This is a genomic window from Microbacterium martis (genome assembly GCF_047246685.1).
GTDB lineage: Bacteria > Actinomycetota > Actinomycetes > Actinomycetales > Microbacteriaceae > Microbacterium.
Genome location: NZ_JBFOKT010000001.1, coordinates 566789 through 592799 on the forward strand (window position 1 = coordinate 566789; position 26011 = coordinate 592799).

General features: G+C 70.8%; 22 protein-coding genes. 14 read left to right on the top strand and 8 right to left on the bottom strand.

The window, feature by feature from the left end; translation table 11 throughout:
* Positions 1-43: 43 nt before the first annotated feature.
* Genes AB3M90_RS02695 through AB3M90_RS02705 form a run of 3 tightly spaced genes read right to left on the bottom strand, consistent with a single transcriptional unit; the run spans position 44 to position 3172 of the window.
* Positions 44-877: a carbohydrate ABC transporter permease gene (locus tag AB3M90_RS02695; RefSeq protein WP_412949777.1), complete on the bottom strand. Its 834-nt coding sequence runs from the start codon at positions 875-877 to the stop codon at positions 44-46.
* The gene (locus AB3M90_RS02700; RefSeq protein WP_412949778.1) at positions 877-1866 is read right to left on the bottom strand and encodes a carbohydrate ABC transporter permease; all 990 of its coding nucleotides are present in this window, start codon (positions 1864-1866) and stop codon (positions 877-879) included. The genes AB3M90_RS02695 and AB3M90_RS02700 overlap by 1 nt, the downstream gene beginning before the upstream one ends.
* Positions 1853-3172 (bottom strand): ABC transporter substrate-binding protein, encoded by a 1320-nt coding sequence (locus AB3M90_RS02705; protein ID WP_412949779.1) that lies wholly within the window; start codon positions 3170-3172, stop codon positions 1853-1855. Before AB3M90_RS02705 ends, AB3M90_RS02700 begins: the two co-directional genes overlap by 14 nt.
* Positions 3173-3445: 273 nt before the next feature.
* On the opposite strand from AB3M90_RS02705, the gene AB3M90_RS02710 reads away from it, so the two are divergent.
* The 3 genes from AB3M90_RS02710 to AB3M90_RS02720 are packed head-to-tail and all read left to right on the top strand — an operon-like array spanning position 3446 to position 6539.
* Entirely contained in the window at positions 3446-4447 is a 1002-nt protein-coding gene (locus AB3M90_RS02710) for an SIS domain-containing protein (RefSeq protein WP_412949780.1), read from the top strand.
* 21 nt (positions 4448-4468) lie between these two features.
* Entirely contained in the window at positions 4469-5359 is an 891-nt protein-coding gene (locus tag AB3M90_RS02715) for a PfkB family carbohydrate kinase (RefSeq protein WP_412949781.1), read from the top strand.
* 28 nt (positions 5360-5387) lie between these two features.
* Positions 5388-6539, top strand: coding sequence for a LacI family DNA-binding transcriptional regulator (locus AB3M90_RS02720; RefSeq protein WP_412949783.1), 1152 nt, complete (start codon positions 5388-5390; stop codon positions 6537-6539).
* On the opposite strand, the gene AB3M90_RS02725 is transcribed toward AB3M90_RS02720, so the two are convergent.
* Complete coding sequence (locus AB3M90_RS02725) at positions 6485-7348, bottom strand: Fpg/Nei family DNA glycosylase (RefSeq protein WP_412949784.1); 864 nt, start codon at positions 7346-7348, stop codon at positions 6485-6487. The genes AB3M90_RS02720 and AB3M90_RS02725 overlap by 55 nt on opposite strands.
* A gap of 104 nt (positions 7349-7452) precedes the next feature.
* Between AB3M90_RS02725 and AB3M90_RS02730 the strand changes: the two genes are divergently transcribed.
* Entirely contained in the window at positions 7453-8073 is a 621-nt protein-coding gene (locus tag AB3M90_RS02730) for a hypothetical protein (protein ID WP_412949785.1), read from the top strand.
* A gap of 4 nt (positions 8074-8077) precedes the next feature.
* On the opposite strand, the gene AB3M90_RS02735 is transcribed toward AB3M90_RS02730, so the two are convergent.
* Positions 8078-8641, bottom strand: coding sequence for a GNAT family N-acetyltransferase (locus tag AB3M90_RS02735; protein ID WP_412949786.1), 564 nt, complete (start codon positions 8639-8641; stop codon positions 8078-8080).
* Positions 8642-8697: 56 nt separating this feature from the next.
* Between AB3M90_RS02735 and mfd the strand changes: the two genes are divergently transcribed.
* Both mfd and AB3M90_RS02745 read left to right on the top strand, forming a co-directional pair.
* Complete coding sequence (gene mfd, locus AB3M90_RS02740; RefSeq protein WP_412949787.1) at positions 8698-12264, top strand: transcription-repair coupling factor; 3567 nt, start codon at positions 8698-8700, stop codon at positions 12262-12264.
* A 53-nt stretch (positions 12265-12317) separates the two neighbouring features.
* Positions 12318-12920: a gamma carbonic anhydrase family protein gene (locus AB3M90_RS02745; protein ID WP_412949788.1), complete on the top strand. Its 603-nt coding sequence runs from the start codon at positions 12318-12320 to the stop codon at positions 12918-12920.
* A gap of 124 nt (positions 12921-13044) precedes the next feature.
* Here AB3M90_RS02745 and gdhA read toward each other — a convergent pair whose 3' ends face one another.
* Together gdhA and AB3M90_RS02755 are read right to left on the bottom strand one after the other, a co-directional pair.
* Positions 13045-14415, bottom strand: coding sequence for an NADP-specific glutamate dehydrogenase (gene gdhA / locus AB3M90_RS02750; protein WP_412949789.1), 1371 nt, complete (start codon positions 14413-14415; stop codon positions 13045-13047).
* Positions 14416-14527: 112 nt separating this feature from the next.
* A complete protein-coding gene (locus AB3M90_RS02755) occupies positions 14528-17362 on the bottom strand; it encodes a phosphoenolpyruvate carboxylase (protein ID WP_412949790.1) in 2835 nt (944 codons plus the stop codon).
* Positions 17363-17444: 82 nt separating this feature from the next.
* Between AB3M90_RS02755 and AB3M90_RS02760 the strand changes: the two genes are divergently transcribed.
* The 4 genes from AB3M90_RS02760 to AB3M90_RS02775 all read left to right on the top strand — a co-directional run bounded on the left by AB3M90_RS02760 (position 17445) and on the right by AB3M90_RS02775 (position 21537).
* A complete protein-coding gene (locus tag AB3M90_RS02760) occupies positions 17445-18650 on the top strand; it encodes a Na+/H+ antiporter NhaA (RefSeq protein ID WP_412949791.1) in 1206 nt (401 codons plus the stop codon).
* Positions 18651-18706: 56 nt separating this feature from the next.
* Positions 18707-19306, top strand: coding sequence for a nucleoside triphosphate pyrophosphohydrolase (locus AB3M90_RS02765; protein ID WP_412951190.1), 600 nt, complete (start codon positions 18707-18709; stop codon positions 19304-19306).
* Positions 19307-19378: 72 nt separating this feature from the next.
* Positions 19379-20659: a histidine--tRNA ligase gene (locus AB3M90_RS02770; protein WP_412951192.1), complete on the top strand. Its 1281-nt coding sequence runs from the start codon at positions 19379-19381 to the stop codon at positions 20657-20659.
* 71 nt (positions 20660-20730) lie between these two features.
* Entirely contained in the window at positions 20731-21537 is an 807-nt protein-coding gene (locus tag AB3M90_RS02775; RefSeq protein ID WP_412949792.1) for an SGNH/GDSL hydrolase family protein, read from the top strand.
* 28 nt (positions 21538-21565) lie between these two features.
* On the opposite strand, the gene AB3M90_RS02780 is transcribed toward AB3M90_RS02775, so the two are convergent.
* Positions 21566-22795, bottom strand: coding sequence for an APC family permease (locus AB3M90_RS02780; RefSeq protein ID WP_412949793.1), 1230 nt, complete (start codon positions 22793-22795; stop codon positions 21566-21568).
* A 112-nt stretch (positions 22796-22907) separates the two neighbouring features.
* Here AB3M90_RS02780 and AB3M90_RS02785 point away from each other — a divergent pair, with 112 nt between their 5' ends.
* Genes AB3M90_RS02785 through AB3M90_RS02800 form a run of 4 tightly spaced genes read left to right on the top strand, consistent with a single transcriptional unit; the run spans position 22908 to position 26011 of the window.
* A complete protein-coding gene (locus AB3M90_RS02785; protein WP_412949794.1) occupies positions 22908-23306 on the top strand; it encodes a GntR family transcriptional regulator in 399 nt (132 codons plus the stop codon).
* Complete coding sequence (locus tag AB3M90_RS02790) at positions 23303-24370, top strand: DUF1648 domain-containing protein (protein WP_412949795.1); 1068 nt, start codon at positions 23303-23305, stop codon at positions 24368-24370. Before AB3M90_RS02785 ends, AB3M90_RS02790 begins: the two co-directional genes overlap by 4 nt.
* Positions 24367-25320 (top strand): CPBP family intramembrane glutamic endopeptidase, encoded by a 954-nt coding sequence (locus AB3M90_RS02795; protein ID WP_412949796.1) that lies wholly within the window; start codon positions 24367-24369, stop codon positions 25318-25320. The genes AB3M90_RS02790 and AB3M90_RS02795 overlap by 4 nt, the downstream gene beginning before the upstream one ends.
* A gap of 31 nt (positions 25321-25351) precedes the next feature.
* A complete protein-coding gene (locus AB3M90_RS02800) occupies positions 25352-26011 on the top strand; it encodes an O-methyltransferase (RefSeq protein WP_412949797.1) in 660 nt (219 codons plus the stop codon).

Consider the following 26011-nt stretch of genomic DNA (forward strand, 5'->3'; position numbering starts at 1 on the left):
CATTTCATTCCGCGTCGGCGCATGTCGGCCGCCGCGCCCGTGCTCACTTGCCGATGCCCTCCGACAGCCCCTTGATGAAGTACCGCTGGCTGGCGAAGAACAGCACGATCACCGGAAGGGCCGCGACCACCATCCCGGCGAAGACGACCGGATAGTCGGTGCCGTGCTTGCTCATCAGGCTGGTCAGCCCGACCGGCAGCGTCTGCACGCCGGTGCCGCTGGTGAAGACCATGGCGAACAGGTACTCGTTCCAGGCGAAGAGCACGTGGAGGATCACGGTCGAGATGATGATCGGCTTGCACATCGGCAGCGTGATGCGCCAGAAGGTGGTCCACCGGTTGGCGCCGTCGACCTCGGCGGCCTCGTCGACCTCGCGCGGCAGATCGATCATGTAGGCCCGGATGAGGAAGGTGGTGAACGGGATGCGGAAGGCCGTGTACAGGATCAGCAGCGCCCAGAACGTGTTGTACAGGCCCATCGACTGGAACATGCGCACCAGGGGGACGAGGGCGACCGCGGGCGCCAGCATCAGACCGCCGAGGATGAGCCCAGAGGCCGTGCGTCCGAACGGCATCCGCACCCGGGTGAGGCCGTAGGCCGCCCAGGCGCTGATGAACACGGTCGCGATGGTCGACGTCACCGTGACGAGCACGCTCGCGGTGAGGTAGTCGCTGACCCCGCGATTCCAGGCGTCGGCGTAGTTGTCCCAGGAGAACTGGAGGGGCAGGGCGAACGGGTTGCCGAACAGCTCGGCGTTCGTCTTGAAGCCGTTGAGCACCATCCACAGCAGCGGGTAGGCGACCACGACGACGAGCGCGAGCAGGAAGGCCCAGAGGAAGACGCGCGAGATCGCGCCGAGGAATCCGGTGCGGGTCATCAGAACTCCACCCTTCGGCGTCGTGTGTACCAGAGTTGCGCGAGGGCGATCACCAGGGTCACCACGAAGATGACCGTCGCGATGGCGGCCGCGTAGCCGAAGTCGTTGCGCACGAAGCCGCTGCGGTAGAGCCAGCTCGACAGCACCTGTGTGGAGTTGTTCGGCCCGCCGCTGGTCATCACCATCACCTCGTTGAACACCTGGAAGGCGCCCGAGATGGTGACGATGATCATGAGACCCGTCATCTCGCGCACGAGCGGCACGGTCACGTGGAAGAAGCGCCGCACCGGTCCGATGCCGTCGAGCGAGGCCGCCTCGTAGAGCTCGGAGGGGATGCGCTGGATCGCGACCGCGAACAGCAGCGTCGAGTAGCCGAAGCCCTGCCATTGGCTCATCGCGATGATCGCGACCATGGCCGTGGATTCCTGACCCAGCCACGGCTGGGCGAGTCCGCCGAGGCCGAGGGTCTCGAGCAGGTGGTTGAGCAGGCCGAGGTTCGGCTCGTAGATGAAGTAGAAGAGCAGACCGGCCACGGTGAGCGAGATCGCCGAGGGGACGAAGTAGACCGCGCGGAGGATCTTGCGCCACCGGATGCTGCGCAGGCTCTCGATCATGGCGGCGAGCACGAGCGCGCCGGCCACCTGGAACACGATCGACAGCACCGAGTACAGCACGTTGTTCCCGAGCGCCGCCCAGAACACGGGGTCGCCGACGAGCTTCTCGTAATTCTCGAGGCCGACGAACTCCGACATCCCCGAGTAGATGTCCCACTCCTGCGTCGAGAACGCGACGTTCTGCACCAGGGGGAGGTAGACGAAGACGCCCAGCACCACGAGCGCCGGCAGCACCCACGCGAAGCCGGCGAGACGGGCGATGCCGGTGCGGCCCCGACCGCGGGGGCGCCCCGTGCCCCGACCGGTCGTGATCGCCTCGGTCACGGTCGGGGGCGGGCCGAAGCCCGCCCCCGACAGGGTGTCACTTCGCGGCATCGTTCGCGGCGCGGACACTCTCCAGCACCTCCTCGGGGGTGGCGCTGCCGCTGATGACCGCCTCGCCTCCGGCGAGCCAGGCGTCGGCCACCTCGGGCACGGTGACCGTGTCGAGCCAGACGACGAGCTGGGATGCCTCGTTGACGGCCGTGATGCCCTCGAAGACGGCGATGCTGGAGGTCTCCTCCGTGACGGCTCCGACCACGGTGCTGGGCTGGCCGTACGGCGGCGACGACAGGACGGTGGCGTTCTCCGGCTCGGTCACGAACTTCATGAAGTCGACCGCCAGCGCCGCCTGCGGTGACCGGGCGTTGATGAAGTAGCCCTCCGGCGAGCCTTCGATCGCCTCGGGGTCTCCGGCGGCGCCGTCGGGCGCCGGGAGCGGGAAGATGCCGAAGTCGTCGGTGGTCAGCACCGAGCCGTCGGCGGTCACCGTGTCGAACTCGAGGATCTCCTGGTAGTACATGGCGGCACGGCCGCCGGCCAGGGCCTCCTGGGCGGTCGTGTACAGCACGCCGTTGGTCCCCGTGCCGCTGTCGGTGCACTCGTTCACGAGCATGTCGAACTGCTCGAGCGCCGCGACGTAGCCGGGGTCCGTCCACTCGGCGGTCTCGGGGTCGAAGTCGGCCTGGAGCACATCGCTCGGCACGTTGTAGATGAACAGCTGCTGCAGGTAGTGCAGCGCCGGCCAGCCGTCCTTGTTGCCGAAGGCGATGGGCTCGTAGCCGGCGTCGCGGAGCGGACCGCACGAGTCGATGAGCTCGTCCCACGTGGTCGGCACCTCGAGCCCGGCGGCGGCGAACGCCGAGCGGCTGTACCCCATGAACTTGCCGTTGTTGTAGAGCGGGATGCCGTAGTACTTGCCGTCGTACTCGAAGGCCGACAGCGACGCCTCGCCGAAGCGGTCGCCCCACTCGGTGCCGGGTGCGATGAGCTCGCTGAGGTCGGCCGCGAGGCCGCCGCCGACGAAGTTCTCTGCCCAGTCGCCGGCCCACGTGAAGTAGATGTCGGGGATGGCCTGCGAGGCGGTCAGCGTCTTCGTCTTGTCCTTGATCGACTGGTCCGTCTCCTGGATCAGCTCGATCTCGACGTCGGGATGCTCGGCCTCGTAGGCGGCGGCGAGGTCTTCGAAGTACGGCTCGAGGGGGTCTCCGCCGAACTTGGTCAGGATCGAGAGCTTCCCCTCGAAGACGGGGTCGGCGGTGACGTCGGCCGCGGGCTGCGTCGCGCCCCCCGCGCATCCTCCGAGAGCGAGGGCGGATGCCGCGACAGCCGCGGCGATGGGGAGTGTGCGTGTCGTGCGCATGGTCTGCCTCTCTGAGCGGGCGGGCCGACGACCGCGGGAGCCGCGGACACCGATCCGCCGTTGGAACTTCGGTGCGTGCCTTGTCGAGCGAGTGTAACCGAAAACCTGACACCGGTACCACCCCCATTCGCTCTTTTCGGAATGTCGACGTACAACGCCTGTTTTTCCGGATGTTTGACGTGGTGAGCACTCGTGTGCCAGCATGACTCCCACCTGACACCGGTACCACATCGAACCGGGCACCGCCGCCGGTCGCCCGCGAAAGGATCAATGATGCTCGGCTTCGACGAGACCACCTTCCGGACCCAGATCGCGAGCGCCGTCGCTCTGCGCCCGCAGATCGAGGAGCTGGTCGATCAGCTCCTCGAGAAGGGGATCGACAACGTCCTCCTCGTGGGTGCCGGGGGCACCTACAGCCAGATGTGGCCCTATGAACTGCTGGCCCGCGAACGCTCGACCCTCCTCGTGCGCTCGGCGATCGCGGCCGAGCTCGTCGTCGCCGGAGACGCGTCGCTCGGGGAGCGCACCCTCGCCGTCTTCACCTCGGTCACCGGGACGACCGAAGACGTCGTCCGAGCGATCGAGTACGTGAAGGCGGCCGGCGCCACCACGGTGTCGTTCACCGGTCAGCCCGAGTCGCCGATCGCGACGGGCGTCGATCACGCCCTGACGTCCGAGCCCAAGACGTGGCCCTTCGACATGCAGCTGCTGCTCCTGGTCGGGCGCCTCCTGCACCGGCGCGGCGACTTCGACGGCTACACCTCGCTGGCCGACGAGCTGGTGAACCTGCCCGACGCGCTGGTCGCGGCGGCGCAGCAGGCCGAGCCCATGGCCGAGGCCTTCGCCGACGCGCACAAGGACACCGACTACTACTTCCTCATCGGCGGCGGGCCCCTGTGGTCGTTCGCCTACCTGTACTCGATGTGCATCCTCGAGGAGATGCAGTGGCTGCGCACGACGCGCGTGCACAGCGCCGAGTTCTTCCACGGCTCGCTCGAACTGCTCGAAGAGGACACCGCCGTCCTGATCTTCCAGGGCGAGGACCGCACCCGTCCGCTCACCGATCGCGCCGAGGCGTTCAGCAAGCGCATCTCGAAGGACGTCACCGTGTTCGACACGCGCGACTACGCGCTCGACGGTTTCAGCGCCGAGAACCGCGCGCTGATCGCGCCGATCGTGCTCGACACGGTCATGGGGCGGGTCAGCAAGCACCTCGAGCGCGTGCGCGACCACTCGCTCGACCTGCGCCGCTACTACCGCGTCATGGACTACTGAGACGAGAGGCGGAGCGAGACGATGCGCGTACTCGGCTTCGGCGACAACATCGTCGACCGGTTCCTCGATCGCGGTGTCGACTACCCGGGGGGCAATGCCGTCAACGTGGCCGTGTACGCGCACCGGCTCGGCGCAGACGCGGGCTACCTCGGCGTGTTCGGCGACGACGACGCGGGCCTCTTCCTCCGCGCCGCGATCGAGGATGCCGGCGTCGACACGTCTCGCAGCGTCGCCCGTCGCGGCGAGTCGGGGATCTCGTCGCTGCGGGTCATCGACGGCGAACGGGTGTTCCTCGGCTGGAACGGCGGCGGCGTCACGGTGGCGGAGCCGATCGATCTCGACGAGGGCAGGGAGGCCTACGCGGCCGGGTTCGACCTGGTGCACTCCAGCGTCTATTCGCGCACCGAGCCGCAGCTGCCCCGGCTGCGCGGACACGACGTACTCGTCAGCTTCGACCTCTCCAGCGAGCCCGAGTTCCGGACGCCGGAGTATCTCGACCGCGTCGCCCCCTCCGCCGACCTCGTTCTCCTGTCGTGCGCAGGACTCGACGACGACGCCGCGTTCGCCCTCCTCGACGACGCCGTGGGCCGCGGCGCGTCACTGGCTCTCGGCACCCGCGGCACCGACGGTGCGCTGGTCACCGACGGTGCGCTGCGCTGCACGGCGGCGGCGCGCCTGCTGACCGATCACGAGATCCTCGTCGACACGATGGGCTGCGGCGACGCGTTCCTCGCCGGCTTCCTCGTCGACCTGCACGCCTCGGGCTGGCGTCGAGACGCCGCCCCTTCCGCCGCGGCTCTGCATGCCGCGCTGCGTGCCGGAGCGGATGCCGCGCACGACCAGTGCCTCGTCGAGGGGGCGTTCGCGCGCGGTCGCCGGAGCGGCGACCCGGTCCCGGCTAGCATGTGGTGAACGCCTGATGCGGAAGGGGACGAGGGCCATGACCTCCGAACGCTCCGTCCCTCCCACGATCTCCGAGGTCGCCGAGGCGGCCGGGGTGGGGCGGTCGACGGCCGCCCGAACGCTCGGAGGCTACGGATACGTCAGTCCCGAGCTGCGCGAGCGCGTCCTCGCCGCCGCGGAGCGCATCGGCTACCGGGCGAACGCTCTGGCGCGCAGCATGTCGACGGGGGTGAGCCAGACCCTCGGGGTGATCGTCGCCGACATCGCGAACCCGTTCTTCGGCGGCGTGGTCCGTGGCATCTCCGACGCCTCGCGCGCCCGCGGCTTCGACACGCTCGTGCTCAGCACCCACGAAGACCTCGACGAGGAGATCGCGGCGACCAACGTGCTCATCGACAAACGCGTCGACGGCATCATCCTCGCCTCCGCGGCGCTCGACGCCGCCTCGGCCGGCCACATCGCGCAGGCGAGGGCGCGCGACATCCCGGTGGTCCTCGTCGACCGGGCCGTGCCCGGGCTCGATCTCGACGCCGTCGTGATCGACAACCGCACCTCCGCCCGAGACGCCGTGGCCCGTCTGCTCGATGCCGGCCATCGGCGGATCGGCTTCGTGTGGGGGCCGCCCGTCGCGGAGCGCCCCCGGCGACGGCGCGAGCTGATCGACGTCACCTCGCGCAACCTGTGGACCGACGGCGAACGCCTGCAGGGGTATCTCGACGCCCTCGACGACGAGGGCGTCGTGTTCGACCCCGAGCTGGTCATGGTCGGTGCGAAGACCGAGGAGCACGCCGAGGTGGAGGTGGAGCGGATGCTGGCTCTCGACGATCCGCCCACGGCGCTGTTCTGCACCGAGAACGACGCCGTCACCGGATCGCTCCTGGCGCTTCGGCGTCGCGGGCTCCGGGTCGGCGCAGACGTCTCGCTCATCGGCTTCGACGACAGCTCGTGGGCTGCCGTGATGGAGCCGCCGTTGACGATGATCGCGCAGCCGACGCTCGAACTCGGTGCCCGCGCGGCGGAGGTCCTGTTCGCCGCGATCGACGGCGAGCCCGGGCGTGCGGCGCTGCACACCCTCGGCACGCGGTTCGTCGAGCGCGCCTCGGTGCAGCCGCCCAGCGCCGCCGACGCGCCGGATCACTTCAACAGCCGCGAGAGCCTCCGGTCGGCCAGCGTCTTGCCGCCGGTCTGACAGGTCGGGCAGTACTCCATCGACCGGTCCGCGAAGAACACGCTGCGCACGGTGTCACCGCACACGGGGCAGCTCTCGCCGCGTCGCGCGTGCACCTGCATGCCGCGGCGCTTGGCGTCTTTGAGGTCGGCCGGCGGCTTGCCCGAGGCCTCCGCCACGGCATCCGTCAACGTCTCCTGCATCGCGGTGAACAGCCGGTCGACCTCGGCGTCGTCGAGCTTCCCGGCGATGGCATACGGCGACATCTTCGCGGCGTGGAGGATCTCGTCGGAGTACGCGTTGCCGATCCCGGCGATGACCCCCTGATCGCGCAGGAGCCCCTTGATCTGCGTCCGCCGCCCGGTGAGCACACCTCCGAACGCCTCGCGCGTGAAGGACGGGTCGAGCGGGTCAGGGCCGAGCCGTTCGATGCCGGGAACCTGTTCGGGGTCGCGAACCACGTACACGGCGAGCGACTTCTTCGTGCCGGCCTCTGTGAGATCGAACCCGCTGTCATCGTCGAACGCCACACGCAGCGCGATCGGCGACTTGCCCGGCTTGATGAGCGTCGTCGGCAGCAGCTCGTACCACCGCAGCCATCCGGCCTTCGCGAGGTGGAACACGAGGTGCAGGTCGTCGCCCGCCGACAGCACCACGAATTTCCCGCGTCGCGTCGCCGCCGTGATCTCGGCACCGTGCAGCGCCGTGTTCGGCGGATCGTAGGTCTTGAGCGCGGCGATCGCGCCGACCGTCGTGCGCACGATCGTGCGACCGACCACGCGCTCGGCGAGGAAGGTCGTCAGCCCCTGGACTTCCGGCATCTCCGGCATGCGCCCATCCTGCCACCGGCATCCGACACTGTCACGAGCAGTGTGAAGACGCGCCGGTTAGGCTTCGCTGGGTTCGGAGAAGACGGTCAGGAGGCGGGAGCACGATGGCGGCAGAGAGCGACTGGACGATCGTCCCCCGAGGCGGGCTGGGGAGGCTCGTCTTCGGGATGACCCCGGCGCAGGTCGATGCGCTCGCGGGCACATACGGTGCCATCACCGGGCGGGGGAGCGATGCCGTCCCCGACGACATCCTGCGCGAGACACTGGAGATGTTCGGCGGCGCGATGAGCGACGAGGAGAAGCAGGCGCTGACGGAGGCGTACGCCGAGTTCGGGCAGTCCGCCGACAGTGTGACGGAGACGCGCGGCGAGCCCGGCCTCGTCCTGCGCTACAAGGCCGATCGGCTCGTCGAGATCATGCCGGCCGTCGGACAGGGTCCACTCCTTCTCGACGGCGTGGATCTGCTCGCGATGACCGGGCGGGAGGCGATGGCGTCGTTGGAGCGGCTGAACGGCGGCCCCGGCCGCTTCGCCGGCACGGAGGCAGCCTTCGACGACCTGGCGATCTCGGCCGACGGATTCAGCGTCGTGGACGCCTCCTCCGGCGTGCGTGCGCTCGATGCGACCGATCCACGTTTCCGCGCCCGCACGGTAGCCCTGCTGTCCGAGCCCTATCTGCCCGACGACGGGACGGACGCGTTCGTCGTCTGCTCCTTCGTGGCCTGACGGCTCAGAGCACCGGCCACCCGACCGGAGCGCGGTCGTCTGTCACCAGCAGACCGGCGGACCAGCCGTCGTCACGACCGCGCGGACTGGTGAGCGCCTGGCGGTGAAGACCCTCGTAGCGGAAGCCCAAGGCGCGAGCGGTGCGCGCCGAAGGCTCGTTCCCCGCGACGGCCCGCCACCCGATCCGCACGAGACCCAGCTCGACGAAACCCCAGTCGATGACCGCGCGGGCGGCCTCGGAGATGTAGCCCTTCCCTCGGGCGGATTCCGCGACCCAGAAGCCGATCTCGGCGTAGCCGCCCGAGTGGTGGTCTTCGATGTGGTGCAGACCGATCATGCCGGAGAGCGTGTCGTCGACGAAGATACCCCAGACCGTCTCCTTCCCCTCGGCCCACCACTCGGCGACGAGCGTGACGAATTCCTCGGCGTGGGCGCGGGTGTAGGTGCTCGGCACCGTCGTCCACCGAGGGATCTCCGGATCCTGGCACGCCGCCTCGATCGCGTCGATGTCGGCCTCGGTCGGGGCGCGCAGCACGAGTCGTTCGGTGGTGAGGGCGACCGTTTCCATCACGACAGCCTACTGAGGAGAGCCGTCATGTCGGCGGGCGCGACTAGGCTTGTCCGGTGACTGTTCCGGGGATTCTGCGCGCCTTGGAAGAGGCGTCTGTGTACCGTGACGCCCTCGCCTGGGCGCACACCGACGCCGACCTCGGCCTCGTCGACGGGCTCGACGCCCCGACCCTCGCCGGCCTCCTCGACGCGCGGGCGAGCGCCGGGCATCCCGCCGCCCTGCTCGCGGTCGCGCCCACCGGACGCCGGGCCGAGAGCCTCGCCCTCGCCCTGGAGTCCTACCTGCCCGACGCCGAGGTCCTCGCCTTCCCGGCGTGGGAGACGCTCCCGCACGAACGCCTGAGCCCCAGCCCCGACACCGTCGGGCACCGCTTGCAGACCCTGCGCCGTATCCGCGAGTGGTCGGGCGAGCGGCCGATCGTCGTCGTCGCCTCGGTGCGGGCGGCCCTGCAGCCGATCGCCGGGAACCTCGGCGACATCCTGCCCCTCGAGCTGACGGTCGGCAGCCGGGGCAACGAGCTCGACCAGGTCGCCGAGCAGCTCGTCGAGCGCGCCTACTCCCGCGTCGACATGGTCTCCCGTCGGGGCGAGTTCGCCGTGCGCGGCGGCATCCTCGACGTCTTCCCGCCCACGTCGGAGCATCCGTACCGCGTGGAGTTCTTCGGCGACGAGATCGACCAGATCCGCGCCTTCTCGGTCGCCGATCAACGCTCGCTCCCCGGCGACGTCGCCGCCGTCGATCTGCCGCCCAGCCGGGAGCTGCTGCTCACCCCCGACGTGCGCGAGCGGGCGCGCGCCCTGATCGGCGGATTCCCGGCGATCGCGGGCATGCTCGAGAAGATGGCCGAGGGCATTCCGGTCGAGGGCATGGAATCCCTGCTCCCCGCGGTGTCCGGCCCGCTGAAGTCGCTCGCCGAGTACCTGCCGGAGGGCAGCGCGACCGCGGTCGTCGACCCGGAGCGGTCGTCGGCGAGGGCGATCACGCTCGGCGAGACGAACCGCGAGTTCCTCGAGGCCGCGTGGAGCGCCGCCACCTCCGGCGCCTCCGCGCCGATCGATCTGGGCGCCGGCGACTTCCTCACCATCGCCCGCCTGCGCGAGGTGGTGCGCGACCGAGGCGGCGTGTGGTGGCGGCTGAGCCCGTTCGGCATCGGCGATACCGATGCCGAGACGCTCGAAGCCTCAGCCGTGATCCCGTCGTTCCACGGCAACGTCGACGGAGCCATCTCGTTCGTCGACGCCCGCCTCGCCGACGGCTGGCGCGTGGCGGTGATCGCGACCGGACACGGACTCGTCGACCGCGCCCGAGACGTGCTCGCCGACCGCGGGGTCGCCGCCCGCGTCGTCGAGTCGCTCACCGAGGCTCCCGAGCCCGGCGTCGCCACCCTGGTGTGCGGCTCGGTCGAGGCCGGGTTCCAGGTGCCCGAGGCGAAGCTCGCCGTGCTCACCGACAACGAGTTCTACGGTCGCACCATCGGCGGCGACCAGCGCGTGGTCAAGAAGCTGGCCTCACGGCGGAAGAACGTCGTCGACCCGCTGCAGCTCACGCCCGGCGACCACGTGGTGCACGCCACCCACGGCATCGGCCGCTTCGTCGAGATGACCCAGCGCGAGGTCTCGACCGGCGGACGCAACGCCACGAAGTCGACGCGCGACTACCTCGTGCTCGAGTACGCGCCGTCGAAGCGGGGCTACCCGGGAGACAAGCTGTTCGTGCCCACCGACCAGCTCGACCTGCTGTCGAAGTACGTCGGCGGCGAGGCCCCGACGCTGTCGAAGATGGGTGGCAGCGACTGGGCGCAGGCCAAGGGCAAGGCCCGCAAGGCCGTCCGCGACATCGCGGTCGAACTGGTCAAGCTCTACTCGGCGCGGATGAGCGCGAAGGGCCACGCCTTCGCCGCCGACACCCCCTGGCAGCGCGAGCTCGAAGAGGCCTTCCCGTTCGCCGAGACGCCGGACCAGCTGCAGACCATCGACGAGATCAAGGCCGACATGGAGCGGCCGATCCCGATGGACCGTCTGCTCTCGGGCGACGTGGGCTTCGGCAAGACCGAGGTCGCCGTCCGCGCGGCGTTCAAGGCGATCCAGGACGGCAAGCAGGTCGCCATGCTCGTGCCGACCACCCTCCTGGTGAAGCAGCACATGGAGACGTTCGGCGAGCGCTTCGCGGGCTTCCCGGTGAAGGTGCGCGCGCTCTCGCGCTTCCAGACCGACAAAGAGGTGCGCCTGACGCTGCAGGGGCTGCTCGAGGGGTCGGTCGACATGGTCATCGGCACCCACCGCATCCTCACCGAGGGCGTCGTCTTCAAAGACCTCGGCCTGATGATCATCGACGAGGAGCAGCGGTTCGGAGTCGAGCACAAGGACAGCCTGAAGAAGCTTAAGACGAACGTCGACATCCTGGCGATGAGCGCCACCCCCATTCCGCGCACGCTCGAGATGGCGGTGACCGGCATCCGGGAGATGTCGACGCTGGCGACGCCGCCCGAGGACCGGCATCCGATCCTCTCGTTCGTCGGCCCGCGCAGCGACAAGCAGATCGCGGCGGCCATCCGCCGCGAGATCCTGCGCGAAGGCCAGGTGTTCTTCGTGCACAACCGGGTGCAGTCGATCCAGCGGATCGCCGCGCAGCTCGCCGAGCTCGTCCCCGAGGCGCGCATCGCGGTCGCGCACGGGCAGATGGGGGAGCATCAGCTCGAGCAGGTCGTCGACGACTTCTGGGAGCGCAAGTTCGATGTGCTCGTGTCGACCACGATCATCGAGACCGGGCTCGACATCTCGAACGCCAACACGATCATCATCGACCGCGCCGACAAGTACGGTCTGAGCCAGCTGCATCAGCTGCGCGGCCGTGTCGGTCGAGGGCGGGAGCGCGCCTACGCGTACTTCCTGTACGACGAGATGAAGCCGCTGTCCGAGACCGCCGCCGACCGGCTGCAGACGATCGCGGTGAACAACGACCTGGGCTCGGGCATGCAGGTGGCGTTGAAGGACCTCGAGCTGCGCGGCGCGGGCAACCTGCTCGGCGCCGAGCAGGCCGGGCACATCGCCGGCGTCGGCTTCGACCTCTACCTGCGGATGATCGGCGAGGCCGTCGCGACCTTCCGCGGCGACGAGGTCGAGACCGGGCAGGAGCTGCGTCTCGAGCTGCCGCTCGACGCCCGCATCCCGGAGCACTACATCGACAGCGAGCGCCTGCGTCTCGAGGCCTATCAGAAGCTGTCGGCGGCCTCGGCGGCGACCGCGAAGGACGACGCGATCGACCTGGTGGTCGACGAGCTCGTCGACCGCTACGGCACCCCGCCCGAAGAGGTCGAGGGGCTGGTGGCCGTTTCGCGCCTGCGTCGTCGTGCCGCCCGAGCCGGTCTGACGGATGTCGTGGTGATGGGGTCGAATCTGCGCATCGCGCCCGCCCGGCTGGAGGACTCGATCAAGGTGCGCCTGCAGCGGCTGTACCCGAAGGCGAAGCTGGTCGCCGGGGGAGAGGCGCTCGTCGTGCCGATGCCCGCCGTGCCGGCGGCCGTCGGAGTGGGGCTCGAGCCGTTGCCCGACGCGCAGCTGCTCGAGTGGGTGGGACAGCTGTTCACCGCGATCTTCCCCGAGCCGGTTCCGGTCTCGTAGCCATTCCGCGCGGATGCCGGGCGGCGCGGCATCCGCGGGTCTAGTCTGGCGGCATGCTGTACGAGCACCTCGGGGCTCGGCCCCGGATCCATGACACCGCCGTCGTCGCTCCCACCGCCGTGATCTCCGGCGACGTGGAGGTCGGTCCCGACTGCCAGGTGCTGCACGGCGCCGTGATCACCGCGGAGGGCGGTCCGATCACGCTCGGCGAGCACGTGATCGTGATGGAGAACGCGCTCATCCGCGCCACCGCGGCCAACGCCGTGCACATCGGCGCGCACACCCTCGTGGGCACGCTGGCGAGCATCGCGGGTGCGACCGTCGGGGAGGAGGTGTTCCTCGCGTCGGGGGCCCGCATCTTCAACGGGGCCCTGATCGGCGACAACTGCGAGGTGCGCGTGAACGCGATCGTGCACCGCCGCGCCGTGCTGCCCTCGGGATCCGTCGTGCCCATCGGCTGGGTGGCGGTGGGCGATCCGGTGCAGCTGCTGTCACCCGACCGGGAGGCCGAGATCGCGGCCGCGCAGCCCGAGCTCGACTTCCCCGGTCACGTGTTCGGCGTCGACCGCGACACCCCCGACCTCATGGTTCAGCTCACCGAGCGCTACGGCAGCTCTCTCGCGCGGCACGCCGCCGATCGCGAGGTCGGCGCTTAGCGGCATCCGCCCCCACTCGACCGAGAACTCGCAGAAAAGCACGAACTTCGCAGAGAATCTCCGAATTCCTGCGACGTTCGTGTCGTTCTGCGAAGTTCCCGCAGTGTGCCCGGCAGACCCGGCTTCAGATGACGCCCTGGGCGAGCATGGCCGCGGCGACGCGCTCGAACCCCGCGATGTTCGCACCCGCGACGTAGTCTCCGGGCACGCCGTGCCGCTCGGCCGCATCGAACGCGGCCCGGTGGATGTCGCCCATGATCTCGCGCAGCTTGTTCTCGCTGTCGCCGAACGTCCACCGCTGGCGCGAGGCGTTCTGGCTCATCTCGAGCGCGGAGGTCGCGACACCGCCGGCGTTCGCGGCCTTGCCGGGCGCGAAGAGCACGCCCGCCCGCTGGAACGCGTCGATCGCGTCGGGCACGCACGGCATGTTGGCCCCCTCCGACACGACGCGCACGCCGTTGGCGATGAGGGTCTCGGCGTCGGCGAGGCCGACCTCGTTCTGCGTGGCCGAGGGCACGGCGATGTCGACCGGCACCTCCCAGACTCTGCCGCCCTCGACGAAGCGGGCGCTCGGGCGCCGGTTCGCGTACTCGACGATGCGCGCCCGCTCGACCTCTTTGAGCTGGCGCAGCAGATCGAGGTCGATGCCGGCGTCGTCGACGACGTAGCCGGAGGAGTCGGATGCCGTGACCGCGGTCGCGCCCAGCTGCGTCGCCTTCTGGATGGCGTAGATCGCGACGTTGCCCGAGCCCGAGACGCCGACGCGCTTGCCCGCGAGGGAGTCGCCGTGGACGGCGAGCATCTCCTGTGCGAAGAACACCGCGCCGTACCCCGTCGCCTCGGTGCGCACCTCGGCGCCGCCCCATCCCGTGCCCTTGCCGGTGAACATGCCCGACTCGTGGCGGTTCGTGACCTTGCGGTACTGGCCGAAGAGGTAGCCGATCTCGCGGCCGCCGACGCCGATGTCGCCGGCGGGAACGTCGGTGTGCTCTCCCAGGTGGCGGTAGAGCTCGTTCATGAACGACTGGCAGAAGCGCATCACCTCGGCGTCGGAGCGGCCGTGGGGGTCGAAGTCCGACCCTCCCTTGCCGCCGCCGATGCCCTGGCCGGTGAGCGCGTTCTTGAAGATCTGCTCGAACCCGAGGAACTTGATGATCGAGAGGTTGACCGAGGGGTGGAAGCGCAGCCCGCCCTTGTACGGGCCGAGCACCGACGAGAACTGGATGCGGTACCCGCGGTTGACCTGCAGCCTGCCGGCGTCATCGACCCAGGGCACGCGGAACAGGATCTGCCGCTCCGGTTCGACCAGACGCTCGAGGATGCCGCCGTCGACGTATTCCGGATGCTGCTCGAGCACCGGGGTGATCGAGTTCAGCACCTCGTGCACGGCCTGGTGGAACTCCGGCTCGTGCGGGCTGCGCGAGAGCACCGTGTCGAACACGGGCTGCACGGCGGGGGAGAGCGGGTGGAAGTCGGCGGGAGACGTAGCGGTCACGCGAAGGGCTTTCTGGTGGGAAGAGTGGTGCAGCGATCGTGTCGCGTGAAGGTGCGCCGGGTCGGCCGAAGCCACTCTACCGTCGGCGATATATCGGTCTGACCGCTCGCGGTCACCCCGTGTTCTGCAGCCCGGCGGCGACGCCGCTCACCGACAGCAGCAGCAGCCGCTGCTGCTCGGCGTCGGCACCCGAGCCGCGCGCCTCGTCGCCGGCGGAGCGGAGCGAGCGCAACGCGCGCAGCTGCAGCAGCGACAGGGCGTCGACGTACGGGCTGCGCAGCTGGACCGCCCGCTGCAGCACCGGCTTGTTCTCCAGCAGCCCTTCGCCCCCGGTGAGACGGACGACCCACTCGCGGGTGAGAGCGAGCTCGTCGAGCACGAGGGCGGCGAGATCGTCGCGGTCGCCGAGCGCGAGGTACTGGGCGGCGATGCGCTCATCGGTCTTCGCCAGGCTCATGGCGACGTTGTCGACCATGGTGCGCAGCAGCGGCCACTCGCGGTACGCCTCGGCGAGCAGCTCGGCGTCGCCCACCGCCTGCAGCGCGGTGCCGAGTCCGAACCAGCCCGCCAGGTTGATGCGGGCCTGCGTCCACGCGAACACCCAGGGGATGGCCCGCAGGTCTTCGAGCGACTCCACCGACAGGCCGCGACGCGCGGGACGTGACCCGAGCGCGAGCAGGCCGATCTCCTCCAGCGGCGTCACGGTCGCGAACCACGGGGCGAAGCCCTCCGCCTTCACGAGCGAGAAGAAGCGCTCGCGCGACGTCGCGTCCATGATCGCGGCGACCTCGGCATAGCGGGCGGCGGCCGAACTGGTGCGCTCCTCCTCCGAGGGAGAAGAGGCGAGCAGGGTCGCCGCTGCGACCTGGTCGATGTGCCGCATGGCGATCGCGGGCTCGCCGTAGCGGGCGAAGATGACCTCGCCCTGCTCGGTCAGCTTGAACCGGCCGTCGACCGAATGCGGCGGCTGCGCGAGGATCGCCGAGTTCGCCGGTCCGCCGCCGCGGCCGAGCGCGCCGCCGCGGCCGTGGAAGAGGGTCAGCTCGATGCCCGACTCCTGCGCCCAGCGGGCGATCTTCTCCTGCGCCGCGTAGAGGGCGAGGTTCGCCGCCACGGGGCCGACGTCCTTCGACGAGTCGGAGTATCCCAGCATGACCTCGAGCCGGTTGCCGGTCGCGGCCATGCGCTGCTGGAACTCGGGGAACGTCACCGCCTCGGCGAGGATCTCGGGGGCGGCCTGCAGGTCGGCGAAGGTCTCGAACAGGGGCACGACATCGAGGACGGGGGCGTCGTCGCCGAGGGCGTGGCGGGCGAGCCGGTGCACGTTCGCGAGATCGGATGCCGCCTGCGTGAACGACACCACGTACCGGCCGGCGGCGCGCAGTCCGCGCTCGCGCTGGATGTCGGCGATCGCACGGAAGACTTCGAGGACCTCCTCGGTCTGGGCGCTGATCGCGCCGCCCGCCTCGAGCTCCGCCAGCGCCTTCGCGTGCACCTGGGAGTGCTGGCGCACCTCGAGCTCGGTCAGGTGGAAGCCGTAGGTCTCCACCTGCCAGATCAGGTGCTGGACGCCTCCGTAGGCGTGCCGCCGGGCGCCGGCATCGGCGAGAGACCACTGCACGGCCCGCAGATCGGCGAGCAGCTCGTCGGGATGCGTGTACCCTCGGTCGCGGTCTCCGCGACGGGTCGCCGCCACGCGCCGGGCGAGCACGAGGAGCACGCGGCGGTGCGGCTCCTCCGGCGACCGCGCCGCGAGCTCGGCCGCGACATCGGGCTCGGCGGCGGCGAAGGCCTCCCACAGGCCGACGACGTCGGTGCTCGGGGGTGTGTCGTCGGCTGCGAGGGTCAGCGTGCGGCCGATGCGGTCGATGGCGCGCTCCAGCCCGAGCAGCACGTGCTCGGCGGCGATCTGCGACGCTTCGCGGGTGACGGATGCCGTCACGAACGGGTTGCCGTCGCGGTCACCGCCGACCCAGGAGCCGATCCGGACGAACGCGGGGACGACGGGTGAGCTGGCCCCCGACTCGTCGCCGCGGAGGGCGTCGTCGATGCGGCGGTACACGTGCGGCACCGTCGTGAAGAGCGTCTCGTCGAAGACGCCCATGACCGTGCGCACCTCGTCGGTCGGCGACGGCTTCTGCGCCCGCAGCGGCGCGGTGCGCCAGAGGGTGTCGATCTCCTCCAGCATCCGGCGTCGGGCGCGGCGCTGCTCCGCGCCGCCGGCGCTGGCCGCGTCGTGCTGGGTGAGCAGCTCGGACAGCCGCCGGATGCTCGACGACACGGCCCGACGCCGTGCTTCGGTCGGATGCGCCGTGAACACCGGGTGGAAGCGCAGGCCGTCGAGCCTCCGTCGCGCCTCGTCGTCGCCGACCTCGCTCCGCAGGCGTGCGTATGCGGTCGCGACCGTGTCGGCCGTCCGCCCCTGCGTCTCTGAGCCTGTCGACCCCTGGGTCCCTGAGCCTGTCGACCCCTGGGTCCCTGAGCCCGTCGACCCCTGGGTCCCTGAGCCTGTCGACCCCTGGGTCCCTGAGCCTGTCGACCCCTGGGTCCCTGAGCCTGTCGAAGGGCCCGGCTGCCCGGCGCGCTCGCGCAGCACGCGCACCCGCTGGTGCTCCTCCGCGAGGTTGACCAGGTGGAAGTAGCAGGTGAAGGCGCGAGCCACCTCGTCGGCCCGCGCGACGGTGAACGACTCGGCGATCGCCGCGGCGCGATCGAACGCATCGGAGGTCTCTTCGTCGTAGGCCTGGATGGTCGCGAGCCGCAGGCGCTCCACGTCTTCGAAAAGGCCGTCGCCGCCGGACTCCCGCAGGACCTGCCCGAGCAGGCCGCCCAGCATCCTGACATCGGAACGCATCGCCTCCGGGATGCCGCGACCGGCTTCGAAGCGGCCGATCACGCGGATGGCCTCGGTGTTCGTGGGCTCGGAGAAGGTGTGTGCGGGGGTCACACCATGAGAGTAGCCGGGCTGATCGGGGTGCTCGGACCGCATGACGCCCGGCGACGATCCCCGCCGACCTACGATGGTCGCGATGCGCATCTCAGCGAACACCCTCCGCGGTCAGCAGTTCCCGGCCGTCCTCCTCCTGCTCGCGGCCGGTCTCGGGCTGCTGCTGGCCAACCTGCCGACGAACGATGCGCTCGCCGCGCTGCTCGACCTGCACATCGCGGTGCCCGGCACGAGCCTCGACCTCTCCGTCGCGCATTGGGTCTCCGACGGCTTCCTCGCCGTCTTCTTCCTCGTCGTGGCCATCGAACTCCGACACGAGCTGACGCATGGCGAGCTCGATTCGGTGCGCAAGGCCGTGCAGCCGGCGATCGCCGCGGCGGGTGGCGTCCTGGTCCCGATCGCGGTCTACCTGGTCATCGCCGGCGGTGCCGACACCGCGAGAGGATGGCCGATCCCGACCGCCACCGACATCGCGTTCGCGCTCGGGGTGCTGGCGATGTTCGGCCGCGGACTGCCTTCGACCGTGCGGGTGTTCCTTCTCGCGCTGGCCATCCTCGACGACATCATCGGCATCGTCTTCATCGCGGTGCTCTTCGCGCAAGACGTGCAGTGGCTGCTCTTCGGCCTCGCCGTCGTCGCCGTCGCGGGATTCTGGCTCCTGAGCCGTCTCCTGCACGCCTCCGGCCATCCGCTGGTCGCCGCGGCCATGGTCGTGGTGGGGATCGTCACCTGGGGGCTGGTGGCGGCATCCGGCATCCACGCCACCATCGCGGGGGTGCTGCTCGGTCTCGTCATGTCGCCGGTGCCGGCGGCGCGTGCACGGCATGCGCTCGAGCCCGCGGTCAACGGCGCGATCCTGCCCCTCTTCGCCTTCGTCGCCGCGTTCGTGGTCATCCCCGCGCTCTCGCCGACTCGGCTGTCGCCGGCGTTCTGGGCGATCGTCGTCGCCCTCCCGGCGGGCAAGATCGTGGGCATCTCGCTGTTCGGATGGCTCGCGATGCGCATCCGCCCGAAGGGCGCCCCGCCCGCTCTGCCGTTCGCCGATATCGTCGCGGCAGGAGCCCTCGGCGGCATCGGGTTCACCGTCTCGCTGCTGCTGGCGAATCTCGCATTCGCCGCCGATGCCGGCGTGCGAGATCAGGCGATCCTCGGAGTCCTCCTCGGGTCGCTCCTCGCCCTCGCGCTCTCGGCCGTCGTCGTGTCGCTGCGCGCGCGCTGGTACCGTCAGGTCGCGGCCATGCCGGGAGCGCAGCGCTCCACCCCGGCCGCATCGGAGGAGGAACCGTGAGCGATCGGCCCGAGACCCGCGACGACCACGACCCCCTCCGTCGCGCCGCCGAGACCATGCGACAGGTGCGGGAGCGCTGCGTCTGGTCGCAGCGGATCACCCACCGCGACCTGGTGCCCTACCTGATCGAGGAGTCGCACGAGGTCATCGACGCGGTCGAGAGCGGCACGCGCGACGATCTGCGCGAAGAGCTGGGCGACCTGCTCTGGCAGGTGCTCTTCCACGCGGCCATCGCCGCCCAGGATCCCGATGACCCCTTCGACATCGACGACGTGGCCGAGACGCTCACCGAGAAGATGGTGCGGCGGCATCCCCACGTCTTCGCGGGCGAGGTCGCCACCACCCCCGAGGAGGTGCTGGTGCACTGGAATGCGGCGAAGGCCGCGGAGAAGCGCGCACGCACGAGCGTGCTCGACGGCGTGCCCCGGCAGATGCCGGCGGTCGCCCGCGCGCAGAAGCTCGTCGGTCGCGCGGCGGGCGTCGGGGTGACGCCGGTCGCGAGCGTCGATGCACCCGCGTCGGAGGCCGAGCTCGGCGAAGCGCTGCTGAGCCTCGTGGCCGCCGCCCGTGCCGAGGGGTGGGATGCCGAGCGCGCGCTGCGCGAGCGGCTGCGGATGCTGGAGGACGAGGTCCGCGCCGCCGAAGCGGAGTCCTGAACCGGGCCGCCGTCGCCTGTCGGCCCGACCTGGGAAGATGGAGCCGTGGCTACTGTGAACCCGCCGCGCGGCATGCGCGACATCCTCCCCGCCGACAAGGCCCGCCGAGAGCGCGTGCTCTCCGTCATCCGCGATCGCTATCTGGCGCACGGGTTCGACGAGATCGAGACGCCGGTGGTCGAGGAGTACGACCGTCTGCACGCCGGAATCGGCGGCGACAACGAGAAGCTCTCGTACAACATCCTGCGTCGCGGTCTCGACGCCGACGCCATCCGCGAGGCGGCTGACGATCCGGCCGCGCTGTCCGATCTCGGTCTCCGTTACGACCTCACCGTTCCGCTCGCCCGCTTCTACGCGAGCAACCGCGGCCAGCTCCCCGGCGTGTTCCGCGCGATCCAGATCGGTCCGGTGTGGCGCGCCGAGCGCCCGCAGAAGGGCCGCTACCGCCAGTTCGTGCAGTGCGACATAGACATCATGGGCGACGACTCGTCGCGGGCCGAGGCCGAGCTCATGGTCGCCACGCTCGACGCCACAGACGCGCTCGGTCTCGACGGGGCGACCGTGCGTATCAACGACCGCCGAGCCCTCGACTGGATGCTCGATGTCTTCGGCTTCGCCGCCGAGGAGCGACCGGGCGTGCTCATCACGATCGACAAGCTCGACAAGATCGGTGCGGAGGGCGTGACCGCCGAGCTGCGCGAGCGGGCGGTGCGGCAGGGCACCAGCACCGGCCCCGTCGACGCGTTCCAGGCCTTCCTGCAGCGGCCGCAGACCATGGAGCACCACCCGTTCGGCGAACGGCAGATCCGCAAGGCGCTTCCCGACGGAGCTCCCGACGAGGTCGTCTCGCACCTCGTCCGCATCGGCGAGGCGGTGGCGGCGGCGCGCGCGTCGGGTCCCGAGGCGGCGGAGGTCGAGGTCCCGCTCCTGTTCGACCCGTTCCTGGTGCGGGGGATGGGCTACTACACCGGCACGATCTTCGAGCTCGCGCACCCGTCGGTCTCGTACTCGCTCGGGGGCGGGGGACGATACGACGGGATGATCGGCCGCTTCCTCGGCCAGCAGGTGCCCGCAGTCGGGTTCTCGCTCGGCTTCGAGCGGATCGTCGATCTCGTCACCGCCGAACCGGATGCCGCGGCGCGATCGATCGTGCTGGTGCACGACGCCGACGTGCCGGTCGCCGAGCTGGTGGCGCACAAGTCCTCGCTCATCGCCGGCGGGGCGCGCGTGCGGCTGGAGCGTCGGACGAAGAACCTCAAGGCGCTGCTGGAGCGCTCGGCGGCCGACGGCTACACCGCCTTCGCCACCGTCTCCTCGGGCGCCGGCGAGTTGGAGCTCAAGCCGCTCGCCTGAGCCGGGGCTCCCGGGCCGGGCGAGAGCCGCCCGTTCACGGGGCGTTCACGAGCACCGTGTCGAATCGACCCGTGCGCACCGTCCGTGTCTTCGTCGTCGTGGGCCTGGTCATGGCGTGCGCGCTCGCCGGCATCCGTATCGTCCTCACCCGGCAGGCGGCGCTCGCCCGACGACGCATCGGCAAGCCGCTCGGCGAGGTCGCCCTGAGGGCGGATCGCGTCTGGCGGTCAGCTCTCGACGGCGAGCCGATCGACCTGCTCGTGCTCGGCGACTCCATCGCCGCCGGCCTCGGAGCGCAACGTCGGAAGGACACGCTGGGCGGTCGTCTCGCGAAGGGCGTGGCATTGCGGATGCGACGCCCCGTACGTCTGCGCACGGCCGCGGTCGTCGGCTCCGAGTCTTCGGATCTGCCGGATCAGCTCGACGCGGTTCCGGAGGGATATCGCCCGCACGCGGCGGTGATCGTGGTCGGGGGCAACGACGTCACCCATCGTCTGCCGGTGTCGGTGTCGGCACAGCATCTGCACGAGACGATCCGCCGTCTGCGGGCGGTCGGCGCCGAGGTCGTCGTGGGAACGTGTCCCGACCTCGGCGCTCTGCGGCCTGTGCCGCAGCCGCTCCGGCGTCTGGCGTCGAGCATGTCGCGCCGCCTCGCCGACGTCCAGGCCGAGACGGCGCGGCGGGCCGGTGCCGAGGTCGTCGACCTGCGCCGCGCCGTCGGGCCGATGTTCCTCGACGAGCCGGAGGCGATGTTCGCCCTCGATCGATTCCACCCGAGCGCGCTGGGGTATCGCCGCACCGCGGAGGCGCTGCTGCCGGCGGTGTGCCGGGCGGTCGCAGCGGCGGTCGGCCCGCGGCCTCGTCCGGCGCGGCGCTGAACGCGTGCGCCCACTCGCCGCGTGGTGATCATCCGGCGGCGGAGCGCAGACGCAGCATCCGGTAGGCGACGCCGACGGCGATCACCGCGATGCCGATCGCGGCGGCGGTCGGCGGGAGCGTGACGATGAGGGTCAGGCATCCGAGTGCGCCGAGCACCGCCAGCACGCGCGGACAGCGACGAGCAGCCGGCCCCTGGCGCAGGGCCGCGATGTTCGTGATGAAGTAGTACACCAGGACCCCGAACGAGGAGAAGCCGATCGCGCCGCGCAGATCGGCGACGAGCACGATGCCGATGATCACCGCGGCGATGACGATCTCGGCGCGGCGAGGAACCCGCCAGCGTTCGTCGATCCGCGCGAGCGGCGAGGGCAGGTCGCGCTCGCGCGCCATCGCGAGCGTCGTGCGTCCGATGCCGGTGAGCAGCGCGAGCAGCGCACCGAGTGACGCGGCCGCCGCGGCGACGCGCACCAGGGGAGCGAGGGCGGGGTGACCCGCCGCCGAGACGAGGTCGGCGAGGGGTGAGCCGCTCGACGTCGCCTGACCGCCCAGAGTCACCATCACGGTGGCGGCCACGAGTGTGTACACGACGACGGTGGCGCCCAGCGCGAGCACGATCGCGCGGGGTATGGTCCTCACCGGATCCACGACCTCTTCCCCCAGCGTGGCGATGCGCGCGTAGCCGGCGAAGGCGAAGAAGAGCAGACCGGCTCCCTGCAGCACGCCGTAGGCGGTGGCATCCGGCAGGGGCGCGGGGTGCAGAGCGGATGCCGAACCGAGCCCGACGGCGACGACCACGGCGATCCCCAGCAGCGAGCACACGACGAGGATGCGGGTGACCAGCGCCGTGCGCGTGATTCCGAAGCAGTTGACGAGGGCGAGCGCGGCGACGGCCGAGACGGCGAGCGGCACCTGCCCGCCCTCTGGGGCGGCGTAGGCGGCGAAGGTCCGGGCCATGGCGGCGCAACTGGCGATCTTGCCGATCACGAAGCTCCAACCGGCGATGAACCCCCACCAGGGGCCGATCTCGGCGCGGGCGTACGCGTAGGTGCCGCCCGCGACGGGGTGTGCGGCGGCCAGTTGCGCGGACGACGTGGCGTTGCCGTAGGCGACCGAGGCCGCGATGGCGAGCGAGACGAGGATCGCCCCGCCGGCCGCGTCGATGGCCGGCGGCCACACGGAGAAGACGCCGGCTCCGATCATCGATCCGAGGCCGATGACGGTGGCGTCCTCGAGGCGCAGACGACGAGCGAGGGGCACCCGTCCATGCTGACACGCGGGGGTGAACGACCGGTGACCGACGGCGGTGTCCTCGGCGCTTGCCTCTAATTATAGTTCTCATATAATTAGTAGCGATATCGAGGAGGGTCGCATGCTGATCAGGGTCGAGGTCGACAGCTCGCGGCCGCTGTACGACCAGGTGGCCGCGTCCATCCGGGCCGACATCCTCGCCGGAGGGCTCGGTCCCGGAGACCGGCTTCCGGCCGCACGCGACGTCGCCGCGGCGCTCGACATCAACCAGCACACGGTGCTGCACGCCTACCAGAGTCTGCGAGACGAAGGCCTGATCGATCTTCGGCGAGGCCGCGGCGCGGTCATCGCCGACTCGGCTGCTCCGCTCGCCGAGATCGCGCACGAGATCGACGTGTTGATCCGGCGCGCAGCGGCTCTCGGGGTCTCCGCCGAGACCCTCGCCGAGGTCGTGCGGGCGCACCGCGAGCCCTCGTCCCGCTCGACCGCCGCCTCGACACCCCCGGAGGAATCGCGATGACCACTCACGACATCACCCGCACCCCGCCGTCGCTGCTGCGTCGGGCACGACGCACGTTCTTCCTCGTGGCCGTCGTCGCCCCGCTGATCATCTCCGCTGCCGGCGTCGCGACGCTGCTGGTCTGGTTGCCCTCGCTGCCCGATGAAGTCGCGACGCACTGGGGCGTGAACGGCGCCGACGCGTTCGGCCCGCCGTCGGCCTACCTGTGGATCATCCTCGGCATCGGATTCGCGGTCCCCGTGATCATCGCGACCACGACCATCCTCACGATCGGTGAGCACTGGGGTGCAGCGGCGCGGCTTCTCGGCGCGCTCGCCGTGGCACTCGCCGCTTTCGCCACGACCCTGAGCCTCGGCTCGCTGGTGATCCAGCGCGATGTGAGCGCGTCCGATGTCATCCCCGGCATCGAGGGTGTCATGGCCGCGTCGTTCGCGGCCTTCGCCGTGGTCGGCGCCGCCGCCTGGGCGATACAGCCGCGGGTGCGCGCGGAGCCCGGCCGGACGCTGGAGCCGAAGCACGCCGTCCGGGTGGCCGACGGCGAGCGGGTCGTGTGGCTCGGCACGACATCGATGCCCCGGGCGGCGCTCGCCGGACTGCTGGTCGTGCTGGTCGCCCTCGCCGGCCTCGCGGTGTTCCTTCTCGCGACCGGTCGAGAGGGCGGCTGGATCGTCACGGTCGTGCTGGTGGTCGTGGCCGTGGCGTTGGCGGCCACAGCATCCTTCCGGGTGCGGGTGACGCCCGAGGGCTTCGCCGCCCGGTCGCTTCTCGGCTGGCCGCGCATCGTCATCCCCATCGACGAGATCGATTCGGCCCGCGCGGTCGAGGTCTCGCCGTTCGGTGAGTTCGGCGGCTGGGGATGGCGCGTCGGGATGGACGGACGCAGCGGGATCATCATGCGCAGCGGGCCCGCGATCGAGGTGTCGCGGCGCGGCCGGCATCCGTTCCTCGTGACGATCGACGGCGCAGGAACGGCGTCCGAGCTGCTGCAGGCCTATGTCGGCAGGGCTCGAGCGGCCGGACCGGCGCGGCGGGCCGCGTCCGGACGGCCGGAGGTGACGCCGTGACCGCCGTCGGCGGTCGCACGTCCCGAGCCGTGCCCTGGGCCGCCGTCATCGTCTTCGTCGTCGTCGCGTGCGGTCTCGCCTGGCTCGTCGCGCTGCCGCTCTGGCTCGGAGACGGCCTCGCGGAGCCGGTGGCGGGGCTGCTGCTGCCGGTCATGATGCTCACCCCGGCAGCCGCCACACTCGTCGTCGCGCTGGTGATGCGCGTTCCTTCGAGGGGTGAGCGCGCGCGGTTCCTCGGTCTGTGGCCGCTGCGGCCGGCGAGACGGGTCGTCTGGCTCATGGTCGCGGCGTGGCTGGTGCCGCCGGCGCTCATCGCGCTCGGCATCCTCGTGTCGGCGGCGCTGGGGTTCGTGCGCCTCGACCTCACATTCGGTGCCTTCGCGACCGAGCTTCGCGACGCGCTGCCGCCGGGCACACCGCTGCCGCCCGTCGAGGTGGTCGTCGTGGCGCAGGTCGCGATGATCCCGATCGCGGCGCTGGTGAACGCCGTTCCGGCCTTCGGCGAGGAGCTCGGCTGGCGCGGCTGGCTGCTTCCCGCGCTGCGCCCGTGCGGAACGTGGCCGGCCCTGATCCTCAGCGGCGCGATCTGGGGCGTCTGGCACAGTCCCGTCATCCTGCTGGGCTACAACTTCGGCCGCACCGACGTCAGCGGAGTCCTGCTCATGACGGGCGGGTGCGTGGTGTGGGGAATCCTTCTCGGGTGGCTGCGCCTGAGATCGGCATCGGTGTGGCCGGCGGTGATAGCCCACGGATCGCTGAACGCCGCTGGCGGACTCATCGTCCTCTTCGCCGCGGCGAAGCCGGACCTGGCGCTCGCCGGCCCACTCGGAATCGCCGGATGGATCGTCGTGGTCGCTGTGATCGCCGTGCTCGTGGTCACCGGGCAGTTCCGGCGGCAGCCGGAACTCGCGCCTCCGCGAGCAGCGCACCCCGCGACACCGTCCCCTTGACGCCTCGTCGGCTCGGCGGTTGGCTGAGGGCATGGAGCCCACCCCTGCCGCCTGGTCCCACGCCGACGCCTACCTCGCCGACACGCTCGTGGGGCGCGACCCCGCCCTCGAGGCGGCACTCTCCGCTCAACGCGCCGCCGGCCTCCCCGAGATCGAGGTCGCGCCGGTCGCGGGCAAGCTGCTCGATCTGCTGATCCGCATGAGCGGCGCCCGCCGCGTGCTCGAGATCGGCACCCTCGGCGGCTACTCCACCATCTGGATGGCGCGGGCCGTGGGCGCGGAAGGACGCGTCGTGACGATCGAGGCCGAAGCCGACAACGCGGCCGTCGCACGGGCGAGCATCGACGCGGCAGGCGTGGGGGAGCGCGTCGACATCCGCATCGGACGCGGGGAAGACGTGCTGCCGACGCTGGTGGGCGGGTTCGACCTGGTGTTCATCGACGCCGACAAGGAGTCGAACACCCTCTACCTCGACTGGGCGGCGCGTCTGGGGCACCCCGGCACCGTCATCGTTCTCGACAACATCGGTCGCGATGGCGAGATCGTGCGCGACGACACCACGGATCCGAAGGTGATCGGCACGCGGGAGGGGCTGAGGATGCTGGGCGACGACCCGCGCTTCGACGCCACGGCGCTGCAGACGGTGGGAGCGAAGGGCTGGGACGGCGTCGCGATCGCGCTGGTGGTGTGA

What these genes read in the sequence shown, in the direction of transcription:
- AB3M90_RS02730 (WP_412949785.1), top strand. Translation starts at nt 7,453, where the DNA reads ATGGCGGCAGAGAGCGACTGGACGATCGTCCCCCGAGGCGGGCTGGGG.
- AB3M90_RS02745 (WP_412949788.1), top strand. Translation starts at nt 12,318, where the DNA reads ATGCTGTACGAGCACCTCGGGGCTCGGCCCCGGATCCATGACACCGCC.
- AB3M90_RS02760 (WP_412949791.1), top strand. Translation starts at nt 17,445, where the DNA reads ATGCGCATCTCAGCGAACACCCTCCGCGGTCAGCAGTTCCCGGCCGTC.
- AB3M90_RS02695 (WP_412949777.1), bottom strand. Translation starts at nt 877, where the DNA reads ATGACCCGCACCGGATTCCTCGGCGCGATCTCGCGCGTCTTCCTCTGG.
- AB3M90_RS02705 (WP_412949779.1), bottom strand. Translation starts at nt 3,172, where the DNA reads ATGCGCACGACACGCACACTCCCCATCGCCGCGGCTGTCGCGGCATCC.
- AB3M90_RS02770 (WP_412951192.1), top strand. Translation starts at nt 19,379, where the DNA reads ATGCGCGACATCCTCCCCGCCGACAAGGCCCGCCGAGAGCGCGTGCTC.
- AB3M90_RS02790 (WP_412949795.1), top strand. Translation starts at nt 23,303, where the DNA reads ATGACCACTCACGACATCACCCGCACCCCGCCGTCGCTGCTGCGTCGG.
- AB3M90_RS02715 (WP_412949781.1), top strand. Translation starts at nt 4,469, where the DNA reads ATGCGCGTACTCGGCTTCGGCGACAACATCGTCGACCGGTTCCTCGAT.
- AB3M90_RS02720 (WP_412949783.1), top strand. Translation starts at nt 5,388, where the DNA reads ATGACCTCCGAACGCTCCGTCCCTCCCACGATCTCCGAGGTCGCCGAG.
- AB3M90_RS02710 (WP_412949780.1), top strand. Translation starts at nt 3,446, where the DNA reads ATGCTCGGCTTCGACGAGACCACCTTCCGGACCCAGATCGCGAGCGCC.
- AB3M90_RS02765 (WP_412951190.1), top strand. Translation starts at nt 18,707, where the DNA reads ATGCGACAGGTGCGGGAGCGCTGCGTCTGGTCGCAGCGGATCACCCAC.
- AB3M90_RS02735 (WP_412949786.1), bottom strand. Translation starts at nt 8,641, where the DNA reads ATGGAAACGGTCGCCCTCACCACCGAACGACTCGTGCTGCGCGCCCCG.
- AB3M90_RS02700 (WP_412949778.1), bottom strand. Translation starts at nt 1,866, where the DNA reads ATGCCGCGAAGTGACACCCTGTCGGGGGCGGGCTTCGGCCCGCCCCCG.
- AB3M90_RS02800 (WP_412949797.1), top strand. Translation starts at nt 25,352, where the DNA reads ATGGAGCCCACCCCTGCCGCCTGGTCCCACGCCGACGCCTACCTCGCC.
- AB3M90_RS02725 (WP_412949784.1), bottom strand. Translation starts at nt 7,348, where the DNA reads ATGCCGGAGATGCCGGAAGTCCAGGGGCTGACGACCTTCCTCGCCGAG.
- AB3M90_RS02785 (WP_412949794.1), top strand. Translation starts at nt 22,908, where the DNA reads ATGCTGATCAGGGTCGAGGTCGACAGCTCGCGGCCGCTGTACGACCAG.